Source organism: Actinomadura sp. ATCC 39365, assembly GCF_054392275.1.
Genome location: NZ_CP184335.1, coordinates 7,466,100 through 7,492,642 on the forward strand (window position 1 = coordinate 7,466,100; position 26,543 = coordinate 7,492,642).

Below are 26,543 nucleotides of genomic sequence, written 5' to 3' on the forward strand. Positions count from 1 at the left end.
CATGGTGATCCCCCTCACACCGGACGATCCGGCGTTCTTGGGCGATTTCCGCCTGGCCGGGCGTCTGGGCGAGGGCGGGCAGGGCGTGGTCTACCTGGCCCGCTCCCCCTTCGGGGAGCCGGTCGCGGTCAAGCTGCTCAACGCCGGTGACCAGGAGACCCGGGTCAGGCTGGCGCGCGAGCTCGACGCGCTGGAGTCGATCGCCTCCTTCTGCACGGCCCGCGTGCTCGACGTCTCGACGCGGGGCTCGCGGCCGTACGTGGTGAGCGAGTTCGTGGACGGGCCCTCGCTGGCCGACCGCGTGTCCGGGCGGGGTGCCGGGAGTGCGGCCGGGCGCGGGCCGCTGCGCGGCGGGGAGCTGGAGCGCCTGGCGGTCGGCACGGCCACCGCGCTGGCGGCCATCCACGCGGCCGGGATCGTCCACCGTGACTTCAAGCCGTCCAACGTGCTGCTCGGGCCGGACGGGCCGCGGGTGGTGGACTTCGGCATCGCCAGGGCCGAGGGGGCGGCGACGCACACCTCGGGGCTGGTCGGCACGCCCGCGTACCTGTCGCCGGAGCAGATCGCGGGCTCGCCCGCCTCCGGGGCCTCCGACGTGTTCGCGTGGGCGGCGACGATGGTCTACGCGGCCACGGGGGTCAGCCCGTTCGGGGCGGACACCGTGCCTGCGGTGCTGCACCGGGTGCTGCACGCCGAGCCCGACCTGTCGGCGCTGCCGTCCCGGCTGCGCGGGCCGGTCGCCGCCGCCCTGGCCAAGGACCCGGCCCGCCGTCCGACGGCCGCGGCCCTGCTGATGACCCTCGTCGCCCCCAGCCCGGCCGCGACGCCGACCGCGGGGCCGGGAACGGGACCAGGAACGGGGCCGGCCGCGGGGTCCGGAGCGGGGCCTCTGGGTCCCGATCCCAAGGCGGCCGACACGCGCGAGAGCCGCGCGGGCCGAAATCGGGGACGCCGCGCCCTCGCCGGCGCCGGGGCGGTCCTGCTGGCCCTGGCCGTGGCCGGCGGCGTGGTGCTGCTGACCACCCGTACGCCCGGCTCGACCGCCACCCGGACCACCCCGCCGCCGTCCACGGCCACAGCTCTGTCCACCCGGCCGTCCGCCCCGCCGTCCACGGCCACCGGTACGCCCGCCGCCACCTCCAGGACGGCCACCGCGACCCCCGACGGCACCGGCGATCTGAAGATCCCGGCGGCCTTCGCCGGCACCTGGTCCGGCCACACCGACACCACCAACCCGCTCGACCCCGACGGCGCCGAGAACACGGTGGAACTGAAGGCCGGCCGGTCGCGGGCGGCCTGGAACGAGAAGGACTCCCAGGTCGACTGCGCCGCCACGATCACCCTGACCGAGGTGCGCCCGGACCGGCTGACTTTCTCCCTCGGGACGTCCACGGGCGGCTGCATCCCGGGTACTGTCTGGCTGGAGCTTGAAGGCGACACTCTCACCTACACCTGGCGTGACGTGCCCGGCCTGGGCATGGTCACCCAGACCGGCGATCTCGGCAAGAAGTGAACGAACCGCTCGCATAACCCTTCGACATCCGAGCCCACGAAGGAGATCCTTTACCTATGTCTGTGATCAGGGAGGTGCCGTTCCCCAGCGCGGACTCCTCGTCCGAGCTGCCGATGAACATCTGGATCGACGACGCCGACTCAGCGATCGACGTCATCGACGCCCTCGCGTTGTCGCCGTTCGCGACCGGCGTCCAGCCCTGGTCCAAGCTGGCCAACCTGGAGCGCGTACGTCCGGACGCCCGGTTGCGGCCGGCCGAGGGTCGGGTGCTGCGCACCGCGCAGGTGGAGGACGGTTCGGAGTCGCGGCTCATCTGCGGCGAGGGCTGGACGCTGCGGGTCGTGCGGCACCGCAACCGCACCGCCACGGTCAGCGTGACGGCGGTGAACGAGGAGCTGGCCACCTCGGTGCTGAAGGAGAGCATCGACGGCGCCGAGGAGCCGATGCCCGACGCCGACCACGTCGAGATGGGCTTCTGGTGGCGCGGCTCCCACGGCGGCAACCGGTCGGAGAAGCCGATCACCGCCCAGCCGTGGGACGAGATCGGCACGAACTACTCGGCGCAGGTGCGCCCGGCGCTCGGCCGCCTGATGGCGACCACGCCCGCCGACGTCAACGGCCGGCTCATCCTGCTGCACGGCCAGCCGGGCACCGGCAAGACCACGCTGCTGCGCACGCTGGCCAAGCAGTGGCACGACTGGTGCCAGGTCGACTGCGTGCTCGACCCCGAGCGGCTGTTCAACGACCCCGGCTACCTGATGGAGGTGGCGGTCGGCTACGACACCGACGAGGACACGCAGCGGTGGCGGCTGCTGGTGCTGGAGGACTGCGACGAGCTGATCAGCTCGGGCGCCAAGGCCCAGGCGGGGCAGGGGCTGTCGCGGCTGCTCAACCTCACCGACGGCCTGCTCGGCCAGGGCCGCGACGTGCTGGTGGCCATCACCACGAACGAAGACCTGACCCGCCTGCACCCGGCCGTGATCCGTCCGGGCCGGTGCCTGGCGCAGATCGAGGTGGGCCCGCTGACCAGGGACGAGGCCGTCTCCTGGCTGGGGTCGTCGCAGGGCGTCGGCGCCTCGGGGGCGACCCTCGCCGAGCTGTACGCCCTGCGCGCGGGCCGCGCGATCGCCCCGGCGGGCGCCGACGAGTCCACCGGTCTCTACCTCTGATCCGACCCCGCCGGGGGCGCCACGCGCGTCTCCGGCGTCCCGTGCGCCGGGGGCACGTCCGGGCTGGTACGTAAACCAACCGATGTGCGACACCGGGTGTGAAACCACAATATGGCTGGTGCTCACCGTCGATCTGGCGCGCGTCGCCTTCACCCGCCTCACCGTGCCCGGAGGCACGTGGACCAGCGAGGAACACCGGGTCGGCTTCGCGGCCACCCAGCTCGTGCCCTCGTGGACCGCGCGCACCCCGCCGGGCGGCGAGGTCGAGGTGGAGCTGCGGGCCAGGACCGGGGCGGGCACGCTGACCAAGTGGTACGTCATGGGCCGGTGGTCCGAGCACGGGCCGCGCACCTCGGTGCCCGGCCAGGGCGACGAGGACGGCGACGTGGCCGTGGACACGTTCGTGGCCAGGCTCCCGGTCGTGGCGTTCCAGACGAGGGTCACCGCGCGCGGCGAGGGCGCGCGGATGACCTCTCTCGGCGTGCTGGCCTCGGCCCTGCCGCAGCGTCCGGTCACGGTGAGCACGCCAGGGGTGGCCGGGCACGTCGAGCTGGACGTGCCCGGCCACTCCCAGTACGCGCACGCCGGGCACCACCCGCGCTGGGACGGCGGCGGCGCGAACTGGTGCAGCCCCGCCTCGGTGGCGATGGTGCTGGCCTTCTGGGGCCGCGGCCCCGAGCCCGGCGAGCTCGCCTGGGTGGGCGCGGACGACCCCGCCCCGGCGGTGGACCACGCGGCCATGGGCACCTACGACGACAGCTACCAGGGCACCGGGAACTGGCCGTTCAACGTGGCCTACGCCGGGCGTTACGGGCTGACCGGCTTCGTGACCAGGCTGCTGTCGGCGGCCGAGCTGGAGGCGTTCGTCCTGGCGGGGATCCCGGTGATCGCCTCGCTGTCGTTTCGGGCCCACGAGCTGCCCGGCTCCGGCTACTCCACGAACGGCCACATCCTCGTCGTCACCGGCTTCACCGCCGGGGGCGACGTCGTCGTCAACGACCCCGCCGCGCCCGCGGACGGCGAGGTTCGGCGGATCTACCCGCGGGCAGCGTTCGAGAACGTGTGGCTGAGGAGCTCGGGCAGCGGCGGCATCGTGTACGTCCTCCACCCGCCCGGGCACCCGCTGCCTCCCTGTACCAACGGCAATTGGTGATCTTTCATGAGTATTCGACCGATCGATGTGGCGCGTACCGACGGCGGCCCCCAGTGGGTGGAGGCCGTGGCCACGCCCGAGGGCGTGGAGGTGTGGTGGGACGAGCCGCGCCCGCACGAGGGCGGCAGGCGCTGCGTGGTGCGCCGCCTGCCCGACGGCTCGCGCGCCGACGCGCTGCCTCCGGGCTGGAACGCCCGCAACCGCCTGGTCGAGTACGGCGGCCGCTCCTGGCGCCCGCTGCCGGGCGGCGGCCTGGTCTTCACCAATTGGGCCGACCAGCGGCTCTACCGCCTGGACGCCTCCCCCGCGAAGGCCGCCGACCCGGTCGCCCTCACGCCCGAGGGCCCGGCCCGGTACGGCGACCTCTACCTGCCGCCCGGTCGCGACGAGGTGTGGGCGGTCCGCGAGATCGGCGACGCGCGTGACCTGGTCGCGGTCTCCCTGGACGGCGGCCCGCTCAGGGTCGTCGCCCGCGCCCACCATTTCCTCATGAACCCCCGCCTGTCCCCCGGCGGCACCCGGATCGCCTGGATCGGCTGGAACCACCCCGACATGCCCTGGGACGGCACCGAGCTGTGCGTGGCCGACCTGTCCCCGGACGGCGTCGCGGGCCCCCACCGGGTCGTGGCCGGCGGCCCGGAGGAGTCGGTGACCCAGGCCGAGTGGCGCGACGAGGAGTCCCTGTACGCCGTCACCGACCCGACCGGCTGGTGGAACGTGCACCTCGTGCACCTCGACGGCTCCCCCTCGCGCAACCTCACCCCCGTGGAGCTGGAGTTCGGCGCGGCGGCCTGGAAGCCGGGCCTGGCCTGCCTGGCCCCGGCGGGCGAGCAGCTGGTCGTCGTGTACGGCACCGCCGACCACCGCCGCCTGGGCGTGCTCGACCCGGCGACGGGCGGCCTGCGCGAGATCGGCGGGGCCGGGCACACGTACTGGGCCTCGACGGTGTCGGCGGCCGGGGGCAAGGCGGTGGCGGTGGGGGCGACGCCGTACACGCCGCTGGAGGTCACGCTGGTCGATCTCGCCACGGGCGGGCACGAGGTCGTCTCGGCCCCCAAGCCGCTGCCCGACCGGGCGCTGCTGCCCACGCCGGAGGCGGTGACGATCGAGGGCGTGCACGCCCATCTCCACCCGCCGGCCGGGGTCGCCGGGCCGGCGCCGTACGTGATCTTCGTGCACGGCGGCCCGACCGGGAACACGCCGGTCGTGCTGGACCTGGAGGTCGCCTACTTCACCAGCCGAGGGATCGGCGTGGCCGTGGTGAACTACGGCGGCTCGACCGGTTACGGCCGGGCCTACCGCGAGCGGCTGCGGCACCAGTGGGGCGTGGTGGACGTCCAGGACTGCGCCAAGGTGGCGCGCGGGCTGGTGCAGCTCGGCCGGGCGGACGCGGCCAGGATCGCGATCCGGGGCGGCAGCGCCGGCGGCTGGACCACGGTGGCCGCGCTGGTGCACAGCGACGTGTTCGCGGGCGGCGTCGCGCACTACGCGATCACCGACCCGGAGAGCTGGGCGGCCGAGACGCACGACTTCGAGTCCCGCTACCTCGACGGCCTGGTGGGCCCGTTGCCCGAGACGCGGCAGCGGTACACCGACCGCTCGCCGCTCCTGAACGCGGCCCGGGCATCGGGCCCATGCCTCATGTTGCACGGTCTTGAGGACGCGATCGTGGACGTGAGCCAGGCCGAGCGATTCACCGCCGAACTGGACAAGCACGGCAAACAGTGGGCTCTGCTCACCTTCGCCGGCGAGCAGCACGGCTGGCGCAGGGAAGAGACCATCGTGGCGGTGCTGGAGGCCGAGCTGGCCTTCTACGGGCTGATCTTCGGCCTGGAGACGCCCGGCGTCCCGCCGCTGACGCTGAAGGGGAGAGCGTGAAGAGCGTCGCCGAGATCTGCTCGGACCTGATCAGGTTCGACACCACCAACCCGGGCTCGGGCGAGCGCCCGGCGGCCGAGTACGTGGCCACGCTGCTGGCCGACGCGGGGCTGGAGCCGGTGGTGTTCGAGTCGGCGCCCCGGCGCACCACCGTCGTGGCCAGGATCGACGGCGACTCCTCCGACGCGCTGCTCGTCCACGGCCACCTGGACGTGGTGCCGGCCGACCCCGCCGAGTGGCGGATGCACCCGTTCTCCGGCGAGATCACCGACGGCTGCGTGTACGGCCGGGGCGCGGTGGACATGAAGGGCTCGTGCGCGATGACGCTCGCGGCCGTGCTGGACATGGCGGCGCGCGGCGTGCGGCCGAAGCGGGACCTGGTGCTGGCCTTCCTGGCCGACGAGGAGGCGACCGGCGACCACGGCTCCCGGTACGCGGTGACCGAGCACCGGCACCTGTTCGACGGCGTCACCGAGGCCATCAGCGAGTCGGGCGGCTTCAGCGTCGAGTCCGGCGGGCGGCGCGTCTACCCGATCGCCGTCGGCGAGCGCGGCACCGCCTGGATGAAGGTGACCGCGCACGGCGTGGCCGGCCACGGCTCGCGGCCCGCCGTGGACAACCCCGTCGCCACGCTGGCCCACGCCCTGTCGCGGGTCGCCGCGCACCAGTGGCCGGTACGCCTGACGCCGTCGGTCGCCGCGCTCCTGGAGAGCCTGTCGGAGATCACCGGGCAGCCGGTCGACCTGGACCGGCTGGACGCCGAGGCCGCCCGGCTGGGCCCGCTCGGCGAGCTGTTCCACGGCCAGATCCGCAACTCGGCGAACCCGACGATGCTGGAGGCCGGGTACAAGGTGAACGTGGTGCCCTCGACGGCCTCGGCGCACGTGGACGGCCGGTACCTGCCTGGGCTGCAGGAGGAGTTCCTCGCGACGATCGACGAGCTGCTCGGGCCGAAGATCACCCGTGAGTTCGTGAACCTGGAGGAGGCGCCCGCCGCGCCGTACCCGTCGGCGTTCTTCGACGAGCTGGCGGGGGCGCTGGTGGCCGAGGACCCGCAGGCGCGGCCGGTCCCGTACGTGATGAGCGGCGGCACCGACGCCAAGTCCTTCGCCACCATCGGCATCCAGGGGTACGGCTTCGCCCCGCTCATGCTCCGGCCCGACCTGGACTACTTCGGCATGTTCCACGGCAAGGACGAGCGGGTGCCGGTGGAGGGCCTGGAGTTCGGCACCCGCGTGCTGACCCGGCTGCTCACCTGACCGTCCCGGCCCGGCGACGCCCTCATGACGCCGGGCCGAACCAGGCGGTCAGCGCCTCCTCCAGGCCGTTCCCCGCCCCGCCCGCCCAGGCGACGTAACCGTCGGGACGGAGCAGCAGCGCCCCGCCCCCGGCCTGGGGCACGTCGGCCACGGCCGGGCGCACGCGGTCGCGGTGGCCCGCGGGCACGTCAGCCGGCACGCTCGGGTCCGCGCCGCCGGACAGGTCGAGCAGCAGCCCCCGCCCGTCCCGCAGCAACTCCGCGACCGGCCGTCCCGCCCGGTCCGCCGTCGCGGCTCGTGAGTCCGGCGGCGTGGCGGTCAAGGACGGGGTGAAGCGGCCCACGCGGGGGTCGGGCGCGGCGGGCGCGTAGTCGACGTCGGTGCCCTCGACCATGCGGGTGAAGTGGCGCTCGGCGTCCGGCAGCGCCATCACCTCCGCCAGCACCTCGCGCAGCGCGTCCACCTGGGCTCCCGGGCGCATCGCCGCCACCTGGGCGCGGGTGTTGCGCAGCACGCGGGCCGCCACCGGGTGACGCTCGGCGGTGTAGGTGTCCAGCAGGCTCTCCGGGGCCGCGCCGCGGGCGACCAGCGCCAGTTTCCACCCCAGGTTGACGGCGTCCTGCAGCCCCAGGTTGAGCCCCTGGCCGCCGATCGGCGAGTGCACGTGGGCGGCGTCCCCAGCCAGCAGGACGCGCCCCTTGCGGTAGGAGTCGGCGTGCCGGGTGTTGTCGCTGTAGCGGATGCCGGCCTCCAGGTGGGCGACTCCGACGTCCTCCCCCGTCACCCGGCGCAGGCTGCCCGCCAGCTCCTCGGCGGTCATCGGCGCGTCCCGCCCGGAGGGCGTGTCGCCGGGGCCGCCGTCGAACTCGATGGTCGCGATCTCCCCGGGCACCAGCGACAGGTTCACCAGCCCGCCCGGGCTGCGCAGGGACGAGCTGACCGGCCCGGTCAGCGTGGCCACGGCCGTCCTGCCGGTCATGGTGGCGGGCGTGCCGGAGAAGGCGAACCCGGACCGCTTGCGCACCAGGCTCCGCCCGCCGTCGCAGCCCACCAGGTAGGCGGCCTCGACGCGCTCGCCGTCCGCCAGGGTGGCCACCACGCGGTCGGCGTGCGGGGTGACGTCCACGACGGCGCGGCCGTGACTGACCGGCACGCCGAGCTCGGCGGCCCGCGCGGCCAGCACGGCCTCGATGCGGTGCTGCTTGAGCATGGCGTACTCGGCCGTGCCGTCCTGCGCCAGCAGCGGCAGGCCGGCGAAGTGGCCGCGCATCATGCCCTTCTTCAGCAGCTCAGTCATCATGCCGACCATGTCGGAGCGGTCCGGCCCGGGGCCGGTGGCCAGCTCGTCGAGCATTCTCCACTGCGCCTCGGTCAGCGGCTCCACCAGCCCGCGCAGCTCCAGGGAGTGCAGGGTGCGGGCGTTGAGCGAGCGCAGGCCGAGGCTGCGGGTCACGCGTTCCTCCCCGGTTGCGGCCTCCAGGACCAGCGGCCGGGCGCCGCCGATCCGGAGCTCGCAGGCCAGCAGCAGGCCGACCGGCCCGCCGCCCACGATGATCACGTCGGTCATGCCGACTCCTTACTTACGCCGTATGCTTACGTCGTAAGTAGAGCACGTACACCGTAAGCTCTGTCAAGCGCGAAGGGAGAGCCGATGGCACGGCGCGAGCCACTGAACCGGGACAAAGTGCTGGCCGCAGCCCTGGAGCTGGCGGACAGCGAGGGCCTCGACGGCCTGTCGATGCGACGGCTGGCGAAGGTGCTCGGCGTGGAGGCGATGTCGCTCTACAACCACGTCTCGAACAAGGCCGACCTGGTCGACGGCATCGTGGAGCTGGTGTTCGGCCAGGTGGAGCCGCCCGACCCGGGGCTGCCGTGGCAGGAGCAGCTGCGCGTCACGGCGCGCAACATGCACCGGGCGTTCAGCCGCCATCCCGTGGTCCCGCTGGCACTGGCGACCGACCGGTCCAACCCGACCTCGCCGCACGCCCTACGGACCCTCGACGGCCTGGTGGGCACGCTGTACGCGGCGGGCTTCGACGACCTGGGCGCCTGGCGGGCGCTGACCGCCGTGAACGGCCTGGTGTTCGGCACCCTGTTGCTGTCCACCGGCGGCTTCGGCGGCGCCCCCGGCCGGCACGCCGGCGAGGAACAGGTCGGCGTCTACATCCGCGCCCTCGACCCCGGCCATCTGCCGCACTTCGCCAGGCTGCTCCGCTGGACGCGCGGCGGCGTCGATCCGGCCGCCGACTTCGAACAGGCCCTGGACCTGCTGATCGACGGTCTCGCACAGGCCGTCGCAAACTAGTGGAACAAAGCATTCCGTTCTGCTATAGTGGAGACATCTCGAAAGGAGCTCCACATGGGCGACATCATCAGCGGCTGGGACGTTCTGGACGCCTCGCACGAGGCGCTGCGCAAGGCCGTCAGCGGCATCCCGGCCGGCGGCTGGGACCTGCCGACCCCCTGCTCCGAGTGGAGCGTCACCAAGGTCTTCAAGCACGCGGTCGGCGACCAGATCGGCTTCGCCGCCACGCTCACGGGCGAGGCCGGGCCGGCGTTCAACCCGTTCGACCCGCCCGCCGAGCCGGGCGCCGACCCGGCGGCCGAGCTTGAGGACGCGCTGACCCGCTCGGCCAGGGCGTGGGCCGCGGTCGACCGCGACGCCGCCGAGGTGGCCACGCCGGTGCCGCCGAACAAGATGTCCCCGTGGGCGGGCTCGACGGCCTGCGCACTCGACGCGGCCGTGCACGCCTGGGACATCGCCGTGGCCACGGGCCAGCCCTCGCCGCTGACGCCGGAGATGGCCGGGCCGATGCTGGAGGTCGCCCGGCAGATCGCCGACCCGCTGCGGCCGTGGGGCGCCTACGCCGAGGCGCTGCCGGACGACGCCTCCGGCGACGAGGTCGCCGCCCTGCTGCGCTACCTCGGCCGCGACCCGCACTGGTCGCCGGCCGCCTGAGGCCCGCCTGCGCCCCGCCCGACCGGCGGGGCGCCGCCGGGCTCAGGAGAACTTGGTCTGCGGGCGCTCCTCGCGCTCGCCGTCGACGAAGATGTCCAGCTTCTCGTTGTAGAAGGCGATCAGGCCCGCCACGCGCTCGCTCTCGGGCAGCGGCGTGCGGTAGGACCAGGCCAGGTCCTTCTTCCCGTTGACCGACCAGTACTCCGCCGTCCCCTTGTACGGGCAGTGGGTGGCGGTGTCGGTGTGCTCCAGCAGGTCGAGCCGTACGTCGGTCTTCGGCAGGTAGTAGCGGGCCGGCAGGCCGGTCTCGAACAGGATGCGGGCGTTGCGCGAGTCGGCCACGGTGACCCCGTCGACCTCCACCCGGATGTGCCGCGAGCTCGGCAGGATGTCCACCCGCGTGTACGGGTCGCGGGCGTGCACGTAGACCTCCTCGTCCTCCTCGAACCAGGCGTCCATCGCGTCCCAGTCGAAGCGCACGTGCCCGCGGATCTCCTCCAGCGGCGAGTCGTCGTAGACCAGCGCCGCCTCCGGGGCCTGCGCGGCGCCCGAGGTGACCGTGTGGACGGCGGCGTCGCCCCTGCTCGGGGAGTGCCGGGACGTGCCGGTCGGCTTGAGCGCCGCCTCCTCGACGTCCTGGAGGGGGAAGTAGTAGGTGGGGTAGAAGGGGCCTTCCCACACCAGCAGGGCCCGGGTCGTGTCGGCGATCGGCCGGCCGCCCAGGTAGGTCCGCACGCGCTTGGCCGACCGCTCGACGCGGACCCGGCCCCGGTTCGTGGCATCCATGTCCCCGCCAACCCGCGTGGCGGCGGTGCTATTCCGGCCTTCAGACCCCGAACAGCGCCAGCGTCACCCACGTGGTGAGCGTGCCGGTGACCGCGCCCGCCGCGACCTGCGCCCACGTGTGATGGGCGAGGCGGACCCTGGCCCAGCACACCAGCGTCACCACGGCCGCGCCGGCGATCGCCACCGGCACGGCGGGCAGCACGTGCGCCAGCACCACGACCGTGCCCGCCGAGACGGCGGCGTGGAAGGAGATCTTCCAGCGGGTGGTGATCGGCACGGTCACCGCCAGGGCGACCAGCATCGCGGTCACGGTGGCCACCAGCAGCCGCGGCGCGCCCAGCACGACCAGCAGCGCGAGCGCGACCAGCACGGCGGCCACGGCGGCCAGCAGCGGACCGGTGCGGCGGGCCCGGTCGACGATGTGGTGGGAGTCGAGCCGCCCCGAGCGCACGCCGAGCGCGATCACCGCCGCCGGCACGCCGCCGCAGAACGCCGAGGCCACCAGGCCCCAGGCCGCGCCGGCCCATCCCTGGGCGAGCAGGCCCACGGCGGGCGGCATGACGATCACCAGCACTTGCGGTGCCAGCAGGTTCGTCACCCGCTTCGCCACCAGGTCGGCCATCATGGCATGAAAGATTACGCGATCATGGCCGCTGCCCGTTTCAGCGACTCCCCCGTCGCTCCCGGGGGATCGGCTCGTCAGCCCTTTCCCGCGGCGTTCACGATGCGGGTCGTGGAGCGGTCGGGGATGGCCGCCATCTCCCAGCACTGCGCGCCCAGGATGGCCGCGGCCGTGGCGCGCGCGCCCGCGTGGGGGTCGCCGGCCGTGTGGGCCAGCGCACCGGGCCGCATCGGCGCGAGCAGGTCGATGTAGTCCTCGGGGCCGTGGGCCTCGGGCGGCCCGGCCACCACGAAGACGCCGGACACGCAGCGCAGCGCGGCCAGCACCTCGGCCCGCTCCGCCGCCGGGTTGAACGGCCGGCTGGGCCCCTTCCACGCCCGCACGCGCGGGTCGTCCTCCACGCCGACCACCAGAGGCAGCCCGCGGTCGGCCACGGCGCCCAGGTAGCGCACGTGGCCGACGTGCAGGATGTCGAAGACGCCGGTCACGACGGCCGCCCCGGGCAGGTCGTACGGCTCCACCCAGACGGCCTCCAGGCTGCTCACGCGACCTCCTCCGACGGCCGGGCGAGTAGGCTGCTGTGCACGCTTTGCTCCCCCACGGGCCTAGACGACTCGTCGATCGCAGCGTACTCGGTCGCCGCGGCAGGTCGTGCAGGCGACCTTGGAAAGAGCATTCCTACCTTTTCGCGATAATCTCTCGCCCCCTGCCCGCGCGTCTCATGACGTCACCTGATTCGGGGGAGGTCGCCGTGGCGCCGAGGGACTCAGACCATGCCGACGGGGGTGAAACGCCCGGGTTCCGCGACCTCGCGGTCCGGCTTCCGGGGGTTGCGTCCCAGGTCTCGCGGGCCAGGGGGCTCGTGACGGACGCGCTCGGCCGCGATCATCCGTTCCATGACGAGGTGGTGCTGCTCACCAGCGAGCTGGCCACGAACGCGATCCTGCACACCAGGTCCGGGGACGGCGGCTCGTTCACGGTGTCGGTGCTCAGCTCGGACACCACGGTCCGGGTGTGCGTGGCCGACGGCGGCGCGGACGGCCCGCCGTGCGTGTGCCGGACCGCTCTCCAGGCGACCAGCGGCCGGGGGCTGCCACTGGTCGAGGCGCTCAGCCACCGCTGGGGGTTCGTCCGCGAAGGGGGCTTGACGACCGTCTGGTTCGAGCTGACGCAGGCCCGGGTGCCCGCCGGGCAGGAGCCCTGCGTCAGAGGTCGAGCCGGCACAACCCTTCGGCCAGCGCCTTCGTGGTGAGCCTGGTCCGGCTGTCGCAGCCCAGCTTGGCGAAGATGTGCTCCAGATGGGTGGTCACCGTCCGGACGCTCAGCACCAGGCAGGCCGCGATCTGCGGGTTGGAGTCGCCGGCCGCGACCCGGGTGAGCACGTCGACCTCGCGGCCGGTCAGGTCGTAGGGCAGCGGGCAGGGCCGTTCGGCGGCGACCGCGCCCTGCAGCGAGCCCTGGTAGCCGACGCCGGCCCGCAGCAGCCGCACCTCGTGCCAGCGGCCGCCGCCGTCGAGCCACAGGCCGCGCCGGCTCAGCTCCCGCGAGTCGATGAACGCGCGCGCGAAGGCCGCCATGGCGGGGTCGTCCCACAGCTCGCGGGAGACCTCGTGGCCGGGCACCGCGCGGCGCTCGCCGAGCCGGTCGAAGGCGACCGCGCGGAAGTCGGGCGGCAGCCCGGCGGGGTCGATCACGCACCGGGTCAGGTCGGTGACGTGCGCGAGCATCGGGCTCACGGCGGCGACCAGGGCGCCGGTCAGCAGCGGGAAGTCGTCTTTGGCGGCCAGGTGCAGCAGGCCGGTGTAGCGGCCGCCGTCGGCGAGGAACAGCGGCGCGGTCAGCCCGGCCCGCCATCCGTAGGGGGCCAGATGGCGGCGGAAGTACCGTTCGGTGCCCGGCTGCGGCATGGGCACCGGCCGCCGCCCGGCGATGGCCTCGCGGCAGGCGTCGAGCGCGGCGTACTCCTCGGCGGCGTCGCGGTCGATGCGGCGGTGGCCGTCGGAGACGACGCTGTGGTGCCGGCCGGTGGCGGGGTCGAAGGCGACGAACTCGTAGGCGTCGAGCGGGACCACCCGGCGCAGCGCCGCCATCGCCGCGTGCGCGCCGCCACCGCCCGCGACCTGGTAGCCGACCTCGGCGAACGCCTGCAACTGGCGGACGCTCAAGGTGATCTCAGCCACGGCTCTTTTATATCATTTGCCATTCCTTGACCGGTTGTTGAAGATTTTCTTCACGGCCACCGCGGTGCTACGGTGGCAGGCATGCAGCGCGCTCTCGTCACGACGACGCCGGACACGGTCCCGGCGCGCTGATTCCATGCATCCCGGGCGGGCGCCCGGGAGCTGGTCGTTCGCCCTTTCACCGCAAAGGACGATCATGAACGACCACCGCAGGCTCGGCCGCGAGCTGGAGATCTTCGGCACCGATCCACTGATCGGCTCCGGCCTGCCCTACTGGCTGCCCGCCGGGGCCGCCGTGCGCAAGGCCGTGGAGGACTACGTCCACGAGCTCGAACGCCGCCACGGCTATGTGCACGTCAACTCCCCCGTGCTCGGCAAACGCGAGCTGTACGAACGGTCGGGCCACTGGGCGCACTACGCCGAGGACATGTTCCCGCCGATGAACGTGGGCGGCGAGGAGTTCGTGCTGCGGCCCAGCCTGTGCCCGCACCACGCGCTGATCTACCGCTCGCGCGGGCGCAGCCGCCGGGAGCTGCCGCTGCGCGTGGCCGAGCTCGGCGGCATGTACCGCTCGGAGCTGTCGGGCGTGCTCGGCGGCCTGACCAGGGTGCGGGCCATCCAGCTCAACGACGGCCACGTGTTCTGCGCGCCGGAGCAGGCGGCGGCCGAGGTGTCGGCCGCGCTCGACCTGATCGAGGCCGCGCACGCCCAGCTCGGCATCGAGGCCGCCCGCTACCGGCTCTCACTGCGCGGCGAGGGCGGCAAGTTCGTGGACGACCCCGCGATGTGGGCGCGCTCGGAGGCCGTGCTGCGCGAGGTGCTGGCGGAACGCGGCCGCGCCTACGACGAGGAGCGCGGCGAGGGCGCCTTCTACGGCCCGAAGATCGACATCCAGATCGCCGACCCGGCGGGCCGCGAGAGCACCCTGTCGACCGTCCAGGTGGACCTGTACCAGCCCGAGCGCTTCGACCTGTCGTACGCGGGCGGGCGGCGTCCCGTCATGGTGCACCGCAGCGTGGTCGGCGGGATCGAGCGCCTGGTCGCGCACCTGATCGAGGTGCACGGCGGCGCGTTCCCCGCGTGGCTGGCGCCCGTGCAGGCGGTCGTGCTGCCGCTGTCGGACGCCGAGCTCCCGGCGGCCGGGGACCTGCTGTGGCGGGCGGTCGCCGCCGGGCTGCGGGCCGAGCTGGCGCCCGCGGACCGGGGCAGTCTCGGGGCCAGGATCAGGGCGCACCGGCTGGTGCCGTACCAGCTCGTGGTGGGGCCGCGCGAGGTGGCCGGCGGCGTGCCGGCCGTCCGGCTGCGGGACGGCCGTCAGGCGGGCCCGGTGCCGGTCGAGAGGCTGGCCGAGGAGTGCCGGCCGCGCTTCTGACGTCCGTCACCGGCGTTCAGAGCCAGTCCTTCTTCTTGAAGACCGCGTACAGCACCACGGACGCCACCGCCACCAGCACCGACGACACCCAGAAGCCCGAGATGTCCCCGGAACCGGGGTAGGGCACGTTCTGGCCGTAGAAGCCGGTGATGGCGGTGGGCACCGCGATGATGGCGGCCCAGCTCGTCACCCGCTTCATGATCTCGTTGAGGCGGAAGCCCTGCTGGGCCAGGCGGGTCTCCCGGACGTTGGCGAGCATGTCGCGGATCGCCTCCACCCACTCGGCGACCCGCTGGACGTGGTCGTAGACGTCCTCGTAGTAGGGGGCCATCACCGGGTCGGCGACGATCTCCTGGTCCCGGCGGAGCAGGGTGCCGAGCACCTCCCGCATCGGCATCGAGATCTTGCGGAGCCTGGCGGTGTCCTTGCGCAGCACGTACATGGCGCGCTGGAGCTCCCTGCCGTCGCGGGGCGCGTCGTCGAACAGCGACTCCTCCATGGCCTCGGCCCGCGCGTCGAGGTCCTGGACGAGGTCGAACTGACTGTCCACGACGTAGTCGAGCAGGCCGTGCAGCAGGAAGGAGACGCCGTGCGAGGCCAGGCGGGAGGTCGCGTCCCAGCGCCTGACCACCTCGTCGATGTCGAAGCGGGCGCTCTCGCGCACGGTCACCAGGGCGTTGGGGGTGACGAAGACGTTCACCTCGACGGGGACGAGGTGGCCCTCGTCGAGGTGGATGCCGTACACGGTGATGAACAGGTGGTTGTCGTAGACGTCCAGCTTGGGGCGCTGGTGGTCGCTGAGGACGTCCTCGACGGCCAGTTCGTGCAGGCCGAGCTCCTCGCCGACCAGGTTGAGCTGCTCGGGGGTGGGCGAGCACAGATCGAACCAGACGGCGGCCTCGGGGTCGCCGACGTGGTCGGAGACCTCCTCGACGGGGAAGCCCTCCTTTTCGAGGACGCCGTTCCTGTACAGACGCGTGCGCATCAGGCGAGTCTGGCAAATCGCCGGGCATCGCGCACGGCCGCTCCCCCCGGATCGTTGTTGAAGTAGACGTGGACGTCCTGCCATCCGGCCTGCTCCACCCTCCTCGCCCAGCTCTTCAGCGCCGCCGCGCCGTAGGAGGGCCGGGGGGCGGCCAGACCCTCGTGCAGGCGCACGTACCCCCAGTCGGCGGTGCGCCACAGCGGCGTCAGCGGCCGGCCGAGCCGGTCGGCCCAGCACAGCGCAGCGCCCCGCGCGAGCAGCACCTCGCGCACCTCGCCGGTCCACCAGGAGTCGTGCCGCGGCTCCACCGCCACCCGCACGCCGCCGGGGAAGCAGCCCAGGCAGCGGTCCAGCAGGGCGGGGTCGGCGCGCAGCGTGGGCGGCAGTTGCAGCAGGACCGGGCCCAGCTTCTCCTTGAGCGCCCCGGCGGCCGCCATCAGCCGGGCGACCGGCTCCTCGGGCTCGGTCAGCCGCTTGATGTGGGTGAGGTACCGGCTGGCCTTGACCGCCATCACGAACCCGCCCGGAGTCCGCTCCCGCCAGGCGGCGAACGTCTCCGGCGACGGCAGGCGGTAGAAGGCGTTGTTGCTCTCGACGGTGGGGAACTCGGCCGCGTACGTCTCCAGCCACAACCGCTGCGGGACCCCCTCGGGGTACAGCACGCCGCGCCAGTCCTTGTACTGCCATCCGGAGGTGCCCACCAGCGTCGCCACACCCGGCTCCTACCCCGCGCCGGGTGCGTTACTGTCGCAGTCCCGGAAGCCTAGGAGGATCTTTCACGCGATGGGCGCCGATCATTTCCACGGTCACGGCCACGGTCACGGCCACGGCCACGGCGCGCCCGCCGCGCCGCCGCCGCGCCGGGCGGTCGTGGCGAGCCTGGCCGTGCTGGTGCCGCTGGCCCTGGCGACGCTGGCCTGCCTGGTGTGGCTCTGGCCCGCGGGGCAGGCGGCGCCGTCCGGCCAGGACGGGCGGGAGGAGCCGGCGGTCGAGCGGGTCGAGGGCACGGTCACCTCGGTCACGCTCCGGCGCTGCCCGGCCGTCCAGGAGGGCATGCCGGTGCCCGACCCGGCCACCTGCGGCAACGCCACCGTACGGGTCGGCTCGGGGCCCGACGCCGGCCGCGACGTCACGCTGCGGCTGCCGGGCGGGCCGGGGGCCCAGCGGTTCACGTCGGGCGACGACGTGCTGCTGCTGCGGGCCGCCGACGGGGCCTACCAGCTCTCCGACCACGACCGGTCGACGACGTTGTGGCTGCTGGGCGGCGCGTTCGCGCTGGCGGTCATCGCCTTCGGACGGTGGCGCGGGGTGACGGCGCTGGTGGGGCTGGTGGTGACGTTCGGGCTGCTGCTGACGTTCGTCATCCCGGCCGTGCTGGCGGGCGAGCCGCCGATGCTGGTCGCCGTCGTCGGCTCGGCCGCGATCATGCTGACGGTGCTCTACCTCACCCACGGCTTCTCCCTGACCACGTCGATGGCCGTGCTGGGCACGCTGGCCAGCCTCGCGCTCACCGGGCTGCTGTCGTACGGGGCGCTCGGCCTGGCCCGGCTCAACGGCGTCACCGACGACACCGCCCTGACCCTGGGCATGAGCCTGTCGATCGACACCGAGGGGCTGCTGCTGGCCAGCATCATCATCGGGGCGCTCGGCGTGCTCGACGACGTCACCGTCACGCAGGCCGTGACGGTGGGCGAGCTGGCCGCGGCCAACCCCTCCTACGGCTTCGCCCGCCTGTACCGGGCCGCGGGACGCGTCGGGCGGGCCCACATCGCCTCGGTGATCAACACGATCATCCTGGCGTACGCGGGGGCGTCGCTGCCGCTGCTGCTGCTGTTCAGCATCGGCGCGCAGCCGCTCGGCGACGTGCTGACCACGCCGGTCGTGACCCAGGAGATCGTCCGCAGCGTCGTGGGCACGCTCGGGCTGATCGCCGCCGTGCCGATCACGACCGCGCTGTCGGCCCTGGTCGCCGCCCGCGGCGCGCGGCCCGCGGAGGTGCCGGAGGGCGAGCCGTTCACCCGGCCCGTGCGGGCCGGCGGCCCGCTCACCAGGCCCGCCCGGCACCGCCGCTGAGCGGGGTCAGCCGACCTCGGCGCTGCCGTCCACCCGCAGCTTGCGGCGGGCGCGCTCGTAGAAGGTGGTGCCGACGCGGACCACCTTCGCCGCCCCCGGCCAGGCCGTGACCGTGACGGTGTCGCCGGAGCACAGGTGGCCGACCACCCGCCCGTCCACCTCGACGGCGAGCCTGCCGCTCGTGGGCAGCACCTCCAGCGTCACCTCCTCGTCGGCGGGCAGCACCAGGGCCCGGTTGAAGGAGGAGTGGGCGGCGGCGGGCACCACGAGGATGGCCTCCACGCGCGGCGAGACGATCGGCCCGCCGGCCGAGAAGCTGTAGGCGGTGGAGCCGGTGGAGGTGGCCACGATCACCGCGTCCGCGGACAGGCTCACGAACGGGCTGCCCGACGGGGTGACCGACACCGCGGCCAGCCCCTCGCCGGGGATGCGCACCAGCGCGATGTCGTTGAACGCCGTCACCGCGACCCCCGCGACCACGCTCTTGACGGCCATCCGCGGCTCGATCGTGTACTCGTGGCGGTCGATGGCCGACAGCGTGCCGGCCAGCTCGTCCACGTCGATCTCGGCAAGGAAGCCGAGCTTGCCCAGGTTCACCCCCAGGATGGGCGTGGGCCGGCCGGCCAGCAGCCGCATGGTCCGCAACATCGTGCCGTCGCCGCCCAGCCCCACCAGCAGGTCGGCCCGCTCGACCAGGGCGACCGCGTCGACCGGCACCGCGCTGCAGTCGATGCGCCCGACCTCCTCGGGCAGCCCGAGGACGGTGGCCCCCTTGTCCGCGGCCCAGCGCAGGATGGTGTCGATCGCCTTCTTGGAGTCGCGCTGGGGATGCAGCACCAGCCCGACCGTCCCGACCATGCCCATGCGACCAGCCTAAACGGTGGCGTTCCCGGACATCCGCGGCGGCCCCTGGCACCCGGCGGCTCCGCTAACGTCGGAGGCATGCGGCTTCATGTGGGATGCGCGATGTGGACGCACACACCGTGGAACGGACGTTTCCTGCCCCATCCGCTCCCGCCGGGAGAGCGCCTGCGCGCCTACGCCACCTGGTGCGACGCGGTCGAGGGCAACACCACGTTCTACGCCACCCCCGCGCGCGCCACGGTGGAGTCGTGGGCCCGGCAGCTCGACCCCGACTTCCGCTTCGTGGTCAAGCTGCCCAAGACCATCACCCACCACCACCGGCTGACCGGCGCCGAGCAGGAGCTCCACGCCTTCCTCGACGCCATCGAGCCGCTCGGGCCGCGCGCGCACGCCCTGTGGGTGCAGTTACCGCCCGCCTTCGGCCCCGCCGACCTCGGCACGCTGGCGGCCTTCCTGCACCGCCTGCCCCGCTCCCACCGCTACGCCGTGGAGGTCCGCCACCGCGCCTTCTTCGACGACGCCCGCCAGGCCGGGCAGCTCGAACGGGTGCTGGCCGCCGCCGGCGCCGAGTGGGTGCCGTTCGACACGGTGACGCTGTTCCGCACCCCGCCGACCAGCGACGCCGAGCGCGACGCGTGGACGAAGAAGCCGCGCGTGCCGCGCCGCACCCGCGCGCTCACCGGCCGTCCGATCGTCCGCTACCTGGGCCGCGACTCCGTCGAGGCCACGGTCGAGGGCTGGCGGGGGTGGGTGGACACGGTCGCCGGGTGGCTGCGCGAGGGCCGCTCCCCCACCGTGTTCGTCCACACGCCGGACAACGCCGACGCGCCGATGCTGGCCCGCCGCTTCCACGACGAGGTGCGCGCCCGGGTGCCGGAGCTGCGTCCGCTGCCCGAGCCGATGCCCGCCGAGCCCCCGACGCTGTTCTGACCGGCCGCCGGATTCGCGGGCGGCCTCACGCGCGCAGCGTGTAGCGGATCGGCAGGTGCTTGAGCCCGCCCACGAACGTGGTGGCCACCCAGGCGGGCTCGCCGTCGAACTCCACGCTCTCCAGCCGGGGCAGCAGCTCGGCGAACAGCGCCCGGATCTCCATGCGGGCGAGCGCGGCCCCGAGGCAGTAGTGGACGCCGGAGCCGAAGGCCAGGTGCCGGTTGGGATCGCGACCGGCGTCGAACCGGAACGGCTCGGCGAACACCTCCTCGTCCCGGTTGGCCGACGGGTACGACAGCAGCACCGACTCCCCCCGCCTGACCGGCGTGCCGCGTACGACGGTGTCGGCGGCGGCGGTGCGCATGAACTCCTTCACCGGGCTCACCCACCGGATCATCTCCTCGGCCGCCAAGGGCAGCAGCCCGGGGTCCCGGCGCAGCCGCCGCAGCTCGCCGGGGTGCCGGATGAGCGCCTCCAGGCCGCCGGCGATGGTGGAGCTGGTGGTGTCGTGCCCGGCGGTGGCGATGATGACGTAGTAGGAGGCGGCGTCGAGGTCGCTCAGCGGGCGGCCGTCCACGCGGGCGTTGGCGATCTCCGAGGCGAGGTCGCCGGTGGGCCTGGCCCGGCGCGCCGCGGTCAGCTCGCGGAAGTAGTCCAGCAGGTCGGCCAGCACGGCGGTGTGGTCCTGGGCGGTGCCGCCGCGCCGGTTGTCGCTGTCGTCCTGGCCGAACAGCTCCTGGGTGAGCCGCAGCATGCGCGGGAAGTCCGACTCGGGCAGGCCCAGCAGCGACAGGATGACGTAGAGCGGGTAGTGCACGGCGACCTGCCGGGCGAAGTCGCAGGAGCCGCCATGGGCGGCCATCCGGTCGACGTAGCGGCGGGCCAGGTCGCGTACGCGTACCTCCAGGGCGCGCATGGCCCTCGGCCGGAACCAGTCGGCGCCCACGGCGCGCAGGACGCGGTGCTCGGGGTCGTCCATGTGGACGAGCGTCTTCAGGCCGGTGCCGCGCGCCCGCTGCTCGGCCAGGCGGGCGTCGATCTCCGCGCTCCGCAGCACCGGACGCGGCGCGCTCAGCCACAGGGCGTTGTTCCGCTCGATCTCCAGCAGGTCGGTGTGCCGGGTGACGGCCCAGAAGGGGTTGTAGCCGGGCACCTCCACGCGGTGCACCGGGGACTCGCGGCGCAGCAGCGCCAGGGCCTCGTGCAGCCGGGTCTCGTCGGCGTACGCGGCGGGCGTGGCGAACACGTGCCCGGCCTCCTCCACGGACATGGTCGCGGTCACGGGCGGGCCCTCCTCTGGATGTGGGGGTAGTACGGCCAGGAGAGCCATTCCCCCGGGGCGACTGCGCCATTCGGCCCTGCGGCGGCGCCCGGCAGGGCAAGATCGGATGGCAGTGTTCCCGCAGTGTCCCCGCAGTCGAGTCGAGCAGTGGAGTGGAGCGCACATGACGGCTACCGCCGAGTCGTTACGGCAGACCTCCGGCGGCGTGACCGCCCGCCTGATGGGCGTCGAGGAGGAGTACCTGGTCGTCGATCCGGCCACCCGCGCCGTGGCCCCCGGGGCGGCGGCCGTCGTCGGGCGCGCCGCGGCCGGGCTGGGCGACCGGGTCTGCACGGAGATCACGCAGTTCCAGGTGGAGGCCAAGACGGCGCCCTGCGCGAGCCGGGCCGAGCTGGCGGCGGAGCTGCGGCGGATGCGCGAGGTCGTGGCCGCCGCCGCGCGCGCCGAGGGCCTGGCCGTGGTCGCCTCCGGCACGCCGGTGATCGGCGACGTCGTCCCGCCGCCGATCACCGAGCACCCCCGGTACGGCGTCGGCATCGACAACTACCGCGCCCTGCACGACGAGCAGGCTATCTGCGCCGGTCACGTGCACATCCACGTGCCCGACCGGGAGCAGGCCGTGCTGGTCTGCAACCACGTGCGCCCGTGGCTGCCGGTGCTGCTCGCGCTCATGGCCAACTCGCCCTTCTGGGCCGGCCGCGACACCGGTTACGCGGGCTGGCGGGTGCTGGCCTGGGGCAAGTGGCCGGTGGCCGGGCCGCCGCCGTACTTCGGGTCGCTGGAGCACTTCGAGCGCACGGTCGCGGCGCTGACCGACAGCGGCGCGCTGGTCGACCCCGGGACGCTGTTCTGGGACGTGCGCCCGTCGGCCCGGCTGCCCACGGTGGAGGTGCGGGTGGCCGACGTGCCCGCCTCCACCCGCGAGTCGGTGTTCCTCGCGCTGGTGGTGCGGGCGCTGGTCACGACGTCGCTGCAAAGGGTGCGGGACGGCGATCCGGGCCCCGAGGTGCCCGGCGAGCTGCTGCGCGTGGCCTACTGGCGGGCCGCCAGGGACGGGCTTGGCGGGTCCGGCGTCGATCCGTTCACGGGGGCGGCGCGGCCGGTCGCCGAACTGGTGGCGCGGCTGCTGGAGCACGTCGGGCCCGCGCTGGCCGCCGCCGGCGACTCGGCGGCGGCCGGGCAGGGGTGGCGGCTGCTGCGCGAGAACGGCGGCGGCGCCGAGCGCCAGCGGGCCGCGCACGCCCGGCGGGGGGCGCTCGCCGACGTGGTCGACGATCTCGTGGCCCGCTTCTCCTCCTACGACTGAAGCCGGGCGGCCAGGAACGCGCGCAGCGGTTCGACGTGGCGTACGGGGTCGCGCCAGCGGGCCTGCAGGTCCTCCAGGAGATGCTGCTCGGCGACCGGCTCGCCGTGCCGCCAGACCCGGACGACGGGATGCAGGAAGGCGCACTCGTCGGCCCGCTCGGGCGTGGGGTGGCGCTGGATGGCGAACACGTCGGCGCGGTCGCGCGGCCCCCAGCGCAGGGTCAGCGTCAGGCACAGCCCGGCGGCGGCGAAACGCTCGCGGGCGTAGTCCTCCGGCAGGTCCTCGTAGTGGCGTACGACACCGTCCGGGCCGAGCACGTACGCGTCCGACAGGTACTCGAACTGGGTCCACAGCGCCGAGCTGTGGTTGACCCGGTCGAGCATCGACCCGGTGAGCACGTCGGCGTCGGCGGGCAGCTCGCGCACGGGCAGCGGCCTGCCCTCGTAGCGTTCGAGCAGCAGGGCGGTCAGGGAGCGCAGGTTGTAGCGGAAGCCGTCGATGAACGCCGAGGAGGCCCGTTTGAAGTCGCGGGTCTGCATGAGGGTGCCGGCGAAGTACAGGCCGTCGACGTCGGCCGACTGGAAGTCGGGGCGGATCGCCGGCATCCGGCCGCCGGGGGTCAGCGCGGGACGGCAGGAGTCGCCGAACAGGCCGGTGTCCATGGTGAAGCCGGTGCAGCGCAGGACGGCGTCGTAGTCGAGCAGCGCCTGCTCGCCGTCGGCCAGCGTGTAGGTGATCGCGGCCCTGATCCCGCCGCCCTCGCGCCAGAGGCGGTCGACGGTGCACTCCAGGACGCCGTGCAGGGTCTTGAACCAGTAGCTGTCCAGGAAGGCGCCGTACTGGCCGCGGACGTGGCCGGGATGCTTGCTCGTCCAGGCCAGGCGGACGGGGCTGGGGCTGGCCAGGTGGATGACCGCGGCGTGCGGGAGCAGCGCCTGCGCGGTCTCGAACGCCGAGTTGCCCTTGCCGATGACCAGGACGCGCTGGTCGGCGAAGTCCTCCCCGTTGACGGGGACGTCCTCGTAGCCGGTGGCCAGCTCGATGCCCGGGATGTCGGGGACGTGCGGGCCGCCCCAGCCGGTGGCGACGATCAGGCAGTCGGCGCGGAGAACCTGGTCACCGGCGTGGACGACGAAGCCCGCGCCGTCCTTCTCGACGCGCTCGACGGCCGTCGAGTACCGCACGCGCAGCCCGTGGACGCGCTGGAAGTCGGCGAGGTAGCGGACCAGGTCGTCGGCGTGCGGGAAGTACTCGCGCGAGTAGTTCGGGAACATCAGGTCGGGCTCGTCGTTGAGCAGGGAGTTCCAGTCCCAGCGCAGCTGGATCTCGCGCTCCTTCTCGCCGGTGTGCACCTTGTTCAGCGAGATGAGCCGGCGGTGGCGCGGATAACTGCGGAAGAAGGCGCCGGGTGCGTCCTCGCGTTCCAGGGTGACGTAGTCGGCCCCGGCGCGCTGCAGGAAGTAGCTGAGCTGCAGCCCGCCGGGTCCCGCGCCGATGATCACGAACCGGTGGTGTTCCCCGTCCATCAGCCCTGCTGTCCCGCCGCCGGTGGGACGGTCGTGTAGCCGTGCGTCAGGATGCGCTGCGCGGCCAGGTCGTACCCGGCGGGGTCGTCGGGGGCGGAGGTGCCCAGGCCGTCGACGTACCGGTTGAACATGCAGAACGCGGCCGCGATCAGCACGGTGTGGTGCAGTTCCTTGTCGGTGGCCCCCTCCGTCCTGGCCGCGGCCACCAGCTTGTCGGTGACGTCCCGGCCGCTCCGCTGCACGGCGGCGGCGATGGCGAGCAGGGCGCGGAGCTTGGGGGTGACGGGCGCCGTGCCGGGGTCGGCGCGGACCTGGTCGACCAGCGTCATGCCCTCGGGGAGCTGGGCGGCGGCGAACGCGGCGTGCGAGGCCGTGCAGAACCGGCACTCGTTGAGCCCCGACACGTAGGCCGCGATCAGCTCCCGCTCGCCGCGGCTCAGTGTGCTGTCGCCACGCAGGAGGACCTCGGCCAGCGCGTTCATCGGGGCGGCCGTCTCCGGGCTGAACTGGAAAAGTCCGCGGATTCCTGGTTCATCGGAATCGAGGGCAATATGGGGCACGCAAGCTCCCATCGATGCGGTTTTCTCCTAGTCTGCACACTCTGGCAAATTGCGCAAGATCTCGTTATTTGCGCCTCCTTCTTGTCTCCTGCAACTGACGCGCGTAATGTCTCGGACGCCACCTAAACCCCGTTTGTGACTGGCGGTCGTCATGGATGAGCATCCCCACATCACCGTTGCCGGCAACACCTACGACGCCATTGCCAAGGGCGACCTGGAGGACCTTCGCCGGCTGCTCGCCGACGACGTGATCTTCCACGTCCCCGGTCGCGGACCGATGGCCCGCGACTACTCCGGCAAGGAAGCCGTGCTCGGCTACCTGGCCGAACTGCTGCAGTCCACCACCGGCACGCTGCGCCTGGAGCCGGAGTCCTACCTCGTCGGCGGCGACCAGGTCGCCGCCGTCCTGCGCATCCGCGGCGAGCGCGACGGCCGCTCGCTCGACGACCGCGGCATGCAGTTGTTCCGGATCACCGACGGGAAGATCAGCGAGCGCTGGAGCTTCCCGCTCGACCCCTATTCGGTGGACGAGTTCTTCGGCTGATCACGCCCCGCCGGACGGGGCCGCTCAGCCGGCCTCGTCCAGCGCCTCGTCGTTCCACACCTTCACGTATCCGCTGGTCAGTCGGGCCCTGTCGGCGTAATGGGCGGGGTCGTCGGTGGCCAGCGTGGCCAGGCCGTCCACGTACCGGTTGTACATGCAGAAGGCCGCCGCGATCAGCACCGTGTCGTGGATCTCCAGGTCCGTGGCGCCCTCGGCCCTGGCCGCGCGCACGTGCTCGTCGGCGACCTCCCGCCCGCCGCGCTGCACCGCCCCGGCGATGCCCAGCAGGGCCTTGAGCTTGCCGGAGAGCGGGGCCGCCGCCGGGTCGGCGCAGGTCTCGTCGACCAGTTCCATGCCGTCCGGCACGCGGACGGCGGCGAAGGCCGCGTGGGTGTGGAAGCAGAACCGGCACCGGTTGAGCGACGACACGTACGCGGCGATCAGCTCGCGCTCGCCCCGGCTCAGCGGACTGTCCCCGCACAGCAGCACCTCGGAGAGCAGGGTCAGCGGTTCGGCCGCCTCGGGACGGTAACGGAACAACCCCCGAATCCCCGGCTCGTCGGACACCAGCTGGATATGCGGACGCGTCCCGCCCGCGTGATTAACGAATTCACGCCGCCCAGCGTCGTGCGAGACGGAACGTAATGCTGAATTTCCCATTCGGCCCTCCAACGTCCGTTTGCCTGCCTATGGCATCCAGTGTGCGGGTTCGTCGTGCACAGATTTCGCCGGGGAACGGCCAGGAAGTTGCGTACCGGTGACCACTTGATGCCAGCGGCGCCGCTGGCATCATCCGCCCGGAATCCGGTTCGGCCGTCCTCCGGCGCGCCGACAGGGCCTCCGACCAGCGATAACGCGTTGTGACGATATCCTGGCGAACAGTAGTTGAGGCGCACAACCGGGGGCGGAGCATGAAGATCGGCATCATCGGCGCGGGGAACATCGGCGGCACGCTCACCCGGCGCCTGACCGAGCTGGGGCACGAGGTGGCGGTGGCCAACTCCCGGGGCCCCCAGACGCTCACCGGCCTGGCCGCCGAGACCGGCGCGACCCCGGTGACCGTCGAGGAGGCGCCCCAGGGAGCCGACCTGGTCGTGGTCACGATCCCCCAGGGCAAGGTGCCCGAGCTGCCCGACGACCTGTTCGACGACGTCACCGGCGGCCTGACCGTCGTGGACACCGGCAACTACTACCCCCAGCGCGACGGTCGGATCGACGAGATCGAGGCCGGGATGCCGGAGAGCCGATGGGTCGAGCAGCAGCTCGGCCATCCGGTGGTGAAGGCGTTCAACAACATCTTCGCCGACCACCTCGGCCACGGCGGCCGCCCCTCCGGCACCCCCGGGCGCATCGCCCTGCCCGTGGCCGCCGACGACGAGCGCGGCAAGAAGATCGTGATGGGCCTGGTGGACGCGCTCGGCTTCGACCCCGTGGACGCCGGCGGCCTCGACGAGTCGTGGCGGCAGCAGCCCGGCAGCCCCGTCTACACCACCGACAAGGACGCCGAGGGCGTCAGGGAGGCCCTGGCCCAGGCCCGCCAGGAACGCACGCCGGAGTGGCGCGCCTGACCCCGACTGGCGTG

At 73.4% G+C, this 26,543-nt stretch carries 26 protein-coding genes; 14 read left to right on the top strand and 12 right to left on the bottom strand.

The genetic code is table 11. The features are described 5' to 3' along the window. Position 1 precedes the first annotated feature (1 nt). The 5 genes from ACNF49_RS36420 (at position 2) to ACNF49_RS36440 (ending at position 6,972) form a co-directional block, all read left to right on the top strand. A complete protein-coding gene (locus ACNF49_RS36420) occupies positions 2-1,513 on the top strand; it encodes a serine/threonine-protein kinase (protein ID WP_482940413.1) in 1,512 nt (503 codons plus the stop codon). Between the two features lie 56 nt (positions 1,514-1,569). Next, a complete protein-coding gene (locus tag ACNF49_RS36425) occupies positions 1,570-2,682 on the top strand; it encodes a DUF5925 domain-containing protein (RefSeq protein WP_357968885.1) in 1,113 nt (370 codons plus the stop codon). A gap of 118 nt (positions 2,683-2,800) precedes the next feature. Continuing rightward, a complete protein-coding gene (locus ACNF49_RS36430) occupies positions 2,801-3,835 on the top strand; it encodes a C39 family peptidase (RefSeq protein ID WP_482940414.1) in 1,035 nt (344 codons plus the stop codon). A 6-nt stretch (positions 3,836-3,841) separates the two neighbouring features. Further along, on the top strand, positions 3,842-5,713 hold the full coding sequence (locus ACNF49_RS36435; protein WP_482940415.1) for a S9 family peptidase: 1,872 nt from the start codon (positions 3,842-3,844) through the stop codon (positions 5,711-5,713). Continuing rightward, on the top strand, positions 5,710-6,972 hold the full coding sequence (locus ACNF49_RS36440) for a M20/M25/M40 family metallo-hydrolase (protein ID WP_482940416.1): 1,263 nt from the start codon (positions 5,710-5,712) through the stop codon (positions 6,970-6,972). The genes ACNF49_RS36435 and ACNF49_RS36440 overlap by 4 nt, the downstream gene beginning before the upstream one ends. 22 nt (positions 6,973-6,994) lie before the next feature. Here ACNF49_RS36440 and ACNF49_RS36445 read toward each other — a convergent pair whose 3' ends face one another. After that, a complete protein-coding gene (locus ACNF49_RS36445) occupies positions 6,995-8,539 on the bottom strand; it encodes an FAD-dependent monooxygenase (protein WP_482940417.1) in 1,545 nt (514 codons plus the stop codon). An 84-nt stretch (positions 8,540-8,623) separates the two neighbouring features. On the opposite strand from ACNF49_RS36445, the gene ACNF49_RS36450 reads away from it, so the two are divergent. Further along, a complete protein-coding gene (locus ACNF49_RS36450) occupies positions 8,624-9,277 on the top strand; it encodes a TetR/AcrR family transcriptional regulator (RefSeq protein ID WP_357968870.1) in 654 nt (217 codons plus the stop codon). Between the two features lie 54 nt (positions 9,278-9,331). Beyond that, the gene (locus tag ACNF49_RS36455; RefSeq protein ID WP_482940418.1) at positions 9,332-9,931 is read left to right on the top strand and encodes a TIGR03086 family metal-binding protein; all 600 of its coding nucleotides are present in this window, start codon (positions 9,332-9,334) and stop codon (positions 9,929-9,931) included. Positions 9,932-9,973: 42 nt separating this feature from the next. Here ACNF49_RS36455 and ACNF49_RS36460 read toward each other — a convergent pair whose 3' ends face one another. From ACNF49_RS36460 to ACNF49_RS36470, 3 genes are all read right to left on the bottom strand, one after another. Next, a complete protein-coding gene (locus ACNF49_RS36460; RefSeq protein ID WP_482940419.1) occupies positions 9,974-10,717 on the bottom strand; it encodes a DUF427 domain-containing protein in 744 nt (247 codons plus the stop codon). A 40-nt stretch (positions 10,718-10,757) separates the two neighbouring features. Then, positions 10,758-11,342, bottom strand: a complete 585-nt coding sequence (locus tag ACNF49_RS36465; protein ID WP_357968861.1) for a hypothetical protein — start codon at positions 11,340-11,342, stop codon at positions 10,758-10,760. 74 nt (positions 11,343-11,416) lie between these two features. Then, positions 11,417-11,884 carry an adenylyltransferase/cytidyltransferase family protein gene (locus ACNF49_RS36470; RefSeq protein WP_357968858.1) on the bottom strand — a complete coding sequence of 156 codons (468 nt, stop codon included), beginning with the start codon at positions 11,882-11,884 and terminating at the stop codon, positions 11,417-11,419. Between the two features lie 176 nt (positions 11,885-12,060). On the opposite strand from ACNF49_RS36470, the gene ACNF49_RS36475 reads away from it, so the two are divergent. Continuing rightward, entirely contained in the window at positions 12,061-12,591 is a 531-nt protein-coding gene (locus tag ACNF49_RS36475; protein WP_498703282.1) for an ATP-binding protein, read from the top strand. Here the strand turns inward: ACNF49_RS36475 and ACNF49_RS36480 are convergent. Next, complete coding sequence (locus ACNF49_RS36480) at positions 12,545-13,519, bottom strand: helix-turn-helix transcriptional regulator (RefSeq protein ID WP_482940421.1); 975 nt, start codon at positions 13,517-13,519, stop codon at positions 12,545-12,547. The two genes, ACNF49_RS36475 and ACNF49_RS36480, sit on opposite strands and share 47 nt — an antisense overlap. A 196-nt stretch (positions 13,520-13,715) precedes the next feature. Between ACNF49_RS36480 and thrS the strand changes: the two genes are divergently transcribed. Beyond that, complete coding sequence (thrS, locus tag ACNF49_RS36485) at positions 13,716-14,891, top strand: threonine--tRNA ligase (protein WP_482940422.1); 1,176 nt, start codon at positions 13,716-13,718, stop codon at positions 14,889-14,891. A gap of 16 nt (positions 14,892-14,907) precedes the next feature. Here the strand turns inward: thrS and ACNF49_RS36490 are convergent, their stop codons facing one another. Further along, positions 14,908-15,876 carry a magnesium transporter CorA family protein gene (locus ACNF49_RS36490; RefSeq protein ID WP_357968848.1) on the bottom strand — a complete coding sequence of 323 codons (969 nt, stop codon included), beginning with the start codon at positions 15,874-15,876 and terminating at the stop codon, positions 14,908-14,910. Continuing rightward, the gene (locus tag ACNF49_RS36495) at positions 15,876-16,589 is read right to left on the bottom strand and encodes a DUF72 domain-containing protein (protein WP_482940423.1); all 714 of its coding nucleotides are present in this window, start codon (positions 16,587-16,589) and stop codon (positions 15,876-15,878) included. Before ACNF49_RS36495 ends, ACNF49_RS36490 begins: the two co-directional genes overlap by 1 nt. 70 nt (positions 16,590-16,659) lie before the next feature. Here ACNF49_RS36495 and ACNF49_RS36500 point away from each other — a divergent pair, with 70 nt between their 5' ends. Then, positions 16,660-17,949, top strand: a complete 1,290-nt coding sequence (locus tag ACNF49_RS36500; protein WP_482940424.1) for a YibE/F family protein — start codon at positions 16,660-16,662, stop codon at positions 17,947-17,949. Between the two features lie 6 nt (positions 17,950-17,955). Here ACNF49_RS36500 and ACNF49_RS36505 read toward each other — a convergent pair whose 3' ends face one another. Then, positions 17,956-18,813 carry an NAD(+)/NADH kinase gene (locus ACNF49_RS36505; protein WP_357968839.1) on the bottom strand — a complete coding sequence of 286 codons (858 nt, stop codon included), beginning with the start codon at positions 18,811-18,813 and terminating at the stop codon, positions 17,956-17,958. Positions 18,814-18,891: 78 nt separating this feature from the next. On the opposite strand from ACNF49_RS36505, the gene ACNF49_RS36510 reads away from it, so the two are divergent. Beyond that, positions 18,892-19,743 carry a DUF72 domain-containing protein gene (locus ACNF49_RS36510; RefSeq protein ID WP_482940425.1) on the top strand — a complete coding sequence of 284 codons (852 nt, stop codon included), beginning with the start codon at positions 18,892-18,894 and terminating at the stop codon, positions 19,741-19,743. A gap of 25 nt (positions 19,744-19,768) precedes the next feature. Here ACNF49_RS36510 and ACNF49_RS36515 read toward each other — a convergent pair whose 3' ends face one another. Next, complete coding sequence (locus tag ACNF49_RS36515; protein WP_482940426.1) at positions 19,769-21,025, bottom strand: cytochrome P450; 1,257 nt, start codon at positions 21,023-21,025, stop codon at positions 19,769-19,771. A 163-nt stretch (positions 21,026-21,188) separates the two neighbouring features. Between ACNF49_RS36515 and ACNF49_RS36520 the strand changes: the two genes are divergently transcribed. Next, a complete protein-coding gene (locus tag ACNF49_RS36520) occupies positions 21,189-22,331 on the top strand; it encodes a carboxylate-amine ligase (RefSeq protein ID WP_482940427.1) in 1,143 nt (380 codons plus the stop codon). On the opposite strand, the gene ACNF49_RS36525 is transcribed toward ACNF49_RS36520, so the two are convergent. Further along, positions 22,322-23,857 (bottom strand): NAD(P)-binding domain-containing protein, encoded by a 1,536-nt coding sequence (locus tag ACNF49_RS36525; protein WP_482940428.1) that lies wholly within the window; start codon positions 23,855-23,857, stop codon positions 22,322-22,324. The genes ACNF49_RS36520 and ACNF49_RS36525 overlap by 10 nt on opposite strands. Then, on the bottom strand, positions 23,857-24,429 hold the full coding sequence (locus tag ACNF49_RS36530) for a carboxymuconolactone decarboxylase family protein (protein ID WP_498703283.1): 573 nt from the start codon (positions 24,427-24,429) through the stop codon (positions 23,857-23,859). The genes ACNF49_RS36525 and ACNF49_RS36530 overlap by 1 nt, the downstream gene beginning before the upstream one ends. Positions 24,430-24,568: 139 nt before the next feature. On the opposite strand from ACNF49_RS36530, the gene ACNF49_RS36535 reads away from it, so the two are divergent. Then, a complete protein-coding gene (locus ACNF49_RS36535) occupies positions 24,569-24,961 on the top strand; it encodes a nuclear transport factor 2 family protein (protein ID WP_352354061.1) in 393 nt (130 codons plus the stop codon). A 24-nt stretch (positions 24,962-24,985) separates the two neighbouring features. Here ACNF49_RS36535 and ACNF49_RS36540 read toward each other — a convergent pair whose 3' ends face one another. Further along, a complete protein-coding gene (locus tag ACNF49_RS36540) occupies positions 24,986-25,501 on the bottom strand; it encodes a carboxymuconolactone decarboxylase family protein (RefSeq protein WP_482940430.1) in 516 nt (171 codons plus the stop codon). Between the two features lie 320 nt (positions 25,502-25,821). On the opposite strand from ACNF49_RS36540, the gene ACNF49_RS36545 reads away from it, so the two are divergent. Then, positions 25,822-26,529, top strand: coding sequence for an NADPH-dependent F420 reductase (locus ACNF49_RS36545; RefSeq protein WP_498703284.1), 708 nt, complete (start codon positions 25,822-25,824; stop codon positions 26,527-26,529). Positions 26,530-26,543 lie beyond the last annotated feature (14 nt).

Coding starts and splice junctions, on each gene's coding strand:
- ACNF49_RS36420 (WP_482940413.1), top strand. CDS start 2: ATGGTGATCCCCCTCACACCGGACGATCCGGCGTTCTTGGGCGATTTC.
- ACNF49_RS36425 (WP_357968885.1), top strand. CDS start 1,570: ATGTCTGTGATCAGGGAGGTGCCGTTCCCCAGCGCGGACTCCTCGTCC.
- ACNF49_RS36435 (WP_482940415.1), top strand. CDS start 3,842: ATGAGTATTCGACCGATCGATGTGGCGCGTACCGACGGCGGCCCCCAG.
- ACNF49_RS36445 (WP_482940417.1), bottom strand. CDS start 8,539: ATGACCGACGTGATCATCGTGGGCGGCGGGCCGGTCGGCCTGCTGCTG.
- ACNF49_RS36450 (WP_357968870.1), top strand. CDS start 8,624: ATGGCACGGCGCGAGCCACTGAACCGGGACAAAGTGCTGGCCGCAGCC.
- ACNF49_RS36455 (WP_482940418.1), top strand. CDS start 9,332: ATGGGCGACATCATCAGCGGCTGGGACGTTCTGGACGCCTCGCACGAG.
- ACNF49_RS36460 (WP_482940419.1), bottom strand. CDS start 10,717: ATGGATGCCACGAACCGGGGCCGGGTCCGCGTCGAGCGGTCGGCCAAG.
- ACNF49_RS36465 (WP_357968861.1), bottom strand. CDS start 11,342: ATGATGGCCGACCTGGTGGCGAAGCGGGTGACGAACCTGCTGGCACCG.
- ACNF49_RS36475 (WP_498703282.1), top strand. CDS start 12,061: ATGACGTCACCTGATTCGGGGGAGGTCGCCGTGGCGCCGAGGGACTCA.
- thrS (WP_482940422.1), top strand. CDS start 13,716: ATGAACGACCACCGCAGGCTCGGCCGCGAGCTGGAGATCTTCGGCACC.
- ACNF49_RS36490 (WP_357968848.1), bottom strand. CDS start 15,876: ATGCGCACGCGTCTGTACAGGAACGGCGTCCTCGAAAAGGAGGGCTTC.
- ACNF49_RS36500 (WP_482940424.1), top strand. CDS start 16,660: ATGGGCGCCGATCATTTCCACGGTCACGGCCACGGTCACGGCCACGGC.
- ACNF49_RS36505 (WP_357968839.1), bottom strand. CDS start 18,813: ATGGGCATGGTCGGGACGGTCGGGCTGGTGCTGCATCCCCAGCGCGAC.
- ACNF49_RS36510 (WP_482940425.1), top strand. CDS start 18,892: ATGCGGCTTCATGTGGGATGCGCGATGTGGACGCACACACCGTGGAAC.
- ACNF49_RS36520 (WP_482940427.1), top strand. CDS start 21,189: ATGACGGCTACCGCCGAGTCGTTACGGCAGACCTCCGGCGGCGTGACC.
- ACNF49_RS36525 (WP_482940428.1), bottom strand. CDS start 23,857: ATGGACGGGGAACACCACCGGTTCGTGATCATCGGCGCGGGACCCGGC.
- ACNF49_RS36530 (WP_498703283.1), bottom strand. CDS start 24,429: ATGGGAGCTTGCGTGCCCCATATTGCCCTCGATTCCGATGAACCAGGA.
- ACNF49_RS36535 (WP_352354061.1), top strand. CDS start 24,569: ATGGATGAGCATCCCCACATCACCGTTGCCGGCAACACCTACGACGCC.